We start from the raw sequence: 1,537 nt of genomic DNA on the forward strand, positions 1-1,537 counted from the left end.
AGCACCAGCACGCCTGAATCTACACAAAATGAAGGAGACACGTCCTGTATTGTTTGTAAGTTTAGTGGGGCCGTTTACCTATCTTACGATACAAACATTTACGATAAAGACGACTACCGTTCTGTCCGCAATTTCTCGTGGGGAGGCGATCTCGTTTATTCCTTTTCGAGCGACACAAAAGCCTATTTTTCTACGGGTGGCTATCGTGCCCTAGAAGATGAAGTCGGAACCTACGCGACAGATTCGGTGTTGGGCTTGCAATACACGAACCTATATCGCTTTGGAGATACAGGGAAAATCGGCGTTGCGGGTCAGCTCACCATTCCAACTTCAGAAACATCTCGTAAAGATGAACTGCACACCGCGGTTCGTTTAGATGTGCCGATCTCTTTTTCAGCTTGGAGCGTCGATTTTTCGGTTTCGCCAAGACTGAGAAAAAATTTCCACGAATACAAAACCATGGGGGGACGCTCGCTGACTGAGTGGACTTACTCATTGTTTGCTGTTGCGGAAAAGTCGTGGGAATCGTTCGCAGTGGGGATCACGGCGTTAGGTGGTAACAGCATCAGTTATCAGGGTACGCGCAGAAGCAGTTGGCAGTATGAAGGGGCGTTGTACGGCACATACGAGTTTGATGAAAGCTGGTCATTGCTACTCGCGGCGTCATCAACGGGTTTCTATCAAGATGCAGAGCGAGGCACCTTGGGCAACATCGATTTGTTGGACCAAGAGAAAGCATCTTACATCGCGACAGTGACTTACTCCTTCTAGGAAAATAACAACAATTAAGGATATCCAAATAATGTTTAAAAAATTGACTCTGGTGTCAGCAATAACGGCCGCGCTTGCTGGCTGTGGCGCAGATGATCAGGCGTATGACTATGTCGAAAGAGATGCAAAAGAAGTCGCAGTAAAAGATCTTAAAGACGGTCGTTGGTTTTACGTTCCGACGACTGGTGCCGCGCCACGCTTTGCTCTGAACCAATTCCCATTCTTGCAAGGTTCACCTCGTTACGTTGAGCTTTGTTTTACCAAAGAAGGTCTGGAAGTTCGCAGTTACGATAAAAACTACCCAGACGCGCATCTAAGCAAAGATGCTAATAACTACTGCGGTGAAGAGAAATTTGTCGCAGACGACGACGGCGTTAACTTCGCGCAAGTGCTGACGATTCCGGGTGACTTTGCGGCGTATCGCTGTCAAGAAGACGCGCATGGTGATTGCACCAACAAAGAAGAAACCAATGAAGACGCAAGCCTAAACTACAAGAAGAAAACCCACTTCACTCCTCGTCCTGAAGATCTCGAAATTGCAGAATTCAATATGGAAGATCTGTATGGCATTACCGAGGGCATTGATGAAATTGGCGCACCACGATTGATCTCGTGGGACTTTGACCCTAAAAACGGTCTTCTCAATTTCGAACTAGAGCGCACGTTCCGTATCGATTTAGATAATATTTCTGACTACATCAACTTTGCAACGAAAGCGAGCTTGGATGAAGCGCTTGTGGATGGCGCGTTTAAATCTCGTTTCTAC

At 46.8% G+C, this 1,537-nt stretch carries 1 protein-coding gene and 1 pseudogene; both read left to right on the forward strand.

The annotated features are described in order from the left end of the window. The coding region (locus R8O70_RS25035) for a hypothetical protein (protein WP_318184440.1) at positions 1 to 771 on the forward strand (771 nt) is incomplete at its 5' end. Positions 772 to 802: 31 nt separating this feature from the next. Then, positions 803 to 1,537: pseudogene (locus R8O70_RS25040) on the forward strand (MoxR-like ATPase); the annotation flags it as partial.

It is taken from the genome of Vibrio sp. 779(2023) (assembly GCF_033344285.1).
In the GTDB taxonomy this organism is placed as follows: Bacteria; Pseudomonadota; Gammaproteobacteria; order Enterobacterales; family Vibrionaceae; genus Vibrio; species Vibrio alginolyticus.